Origin of the sequence: Lacticaseibacillus jixiensis (assembly GCF_042847315.1) — a bacterium.
GTDB lineage: Bacteria > Bacillota > Bacilli > Lactobacillales > Lactobacillaceae > Lacticaseibacillus > Lacticaseibacillus jixiensis.
This window is the reverse complement of sequence record NZ_BAAFPR010000084.1, coordinates 1-1399: the sequence shown is the minus strand read 5'-3', so window position 1 is coordinate 1399 and position 1399 is coordinate 1. Positions and strand designations below refer to the sequence as shown.

Sequence of the window (1399 nt, the reverse complement as noted above, 5' to 3'; positions counted from 1 at the left end):
TCGGTTTTCGGACATTTCCCATGCATTTATGAAATTCACTCGGAGGTTTTATCCATGGTTTATCGTCAAAGTCCCCACCAACTCTCTTTTGAATCCTTTGGTTGCGGTCTGAGTACACCGCTCAGTCCAAATAATGAGTGGGTGCGCTTAGCCGATATTTTTCCGTGGAAAGAACTCGATGAGGCATACCAATTGGAGTTTTCCAAGAAAAGTACTGGGCGCGCGGCTAAACCATTTCGGATGCTTTATGGCGCTTGACTGATTCAGAATCGAATGAAACTAACCGATCGCGGTGTGGTCGACGCAATTCGAGATACGCCGGCTTATCAGTATTTCATCGGGCTTTCGGAATATCGTGCAGAGAAGCCCTTCGCATACACCAGCTTGTGTACCTTCCGTAAACGGATTGCGGATATCTCTGAACTGGTCAGAAACATTATCAATGATTGGCTTCGTGCCAAGATCGAAGCCTTGGTGCCATTCAAGGTTGACGTGATGATCACGGATGCCACAGCGATTCCGGTGAAGATCCGCTATCCCCAAGATACCTCGCTGCTCAATCAAGCCCGCAAGAATCTTGAAGACATGGCCATTGACATGGCGCATCAACTGAATGTCCCTAATCCACGCATGTATAAGCGTGAAGCCAAACAAGTTTGGACGGCTTTCTCACGCCATCCAAAGAGCCAAAAGCAATCCGTTCACAAGCAAGTTAAAGCGCAACTTCAATACGTCCGTCGCGACTTGCGCTACATCAATGAATTCATTGATACAGGGGCAATCTTAACCGCCAAACAAGCAGTACGCTTGGGTGTCATCCGAATCTTATTTGACCAACAATGGTATATGTTTGAACACAAGATTCACCATGTCGCAGACCGGATTGTTAGTCTCCAACAGCCTTATATTCGACCGATCCAGCGTGGTAAGGCGAAAGCCAAAGTTGAGTTTGGGGCCAAGATTGACGCATCGTTAAGTGAGGGCATCGTTGATATTGAGCGTTTCGAATTCAGGGCTTTCAATGAGAGTAAAGACTTTGAAGCGACCTTGGATCATTACTTCGACTTGCATGGCCATTACCCAGATGAGGTGTTGGCAGACACGCTTTATCGCAACCGCGACAATCGAAAGTTGTGTAAGGACCTAGGCATCACCCTGTGCGGACCTAAACTTGGCGCAAAGCCCAAACACATTGATGCCAAGAAACGCCGCCAGGATACGGACGCAGAGAATCGACGCGGGGCCATTGAACGCCGATTCGCCTTTCTCAAAGGGTCAGTAGGTTTGGACTTAGTCAATACCCGAACAGCTGAGTCATTGGCCGTTAAAATCGATCAGGCAATGGTATTAAGCAATGCGCTGACATTCTTGAGAGTGTTTGCTATACCAATTTTAATTT

Annotated in this window: 1 pseudogene; it reads left to right on the top strand. The window is 47.3% G+C overall.

Annotated features, from left to right (window positions below):
* Positions 1 to 54: 54 nt before the first annotated feature.
* A pseudogene (locus ACGG90_RS15555) lies at positions 55 to 1399 on the top strand (IS5 family transposase); the annotation flags it as partial.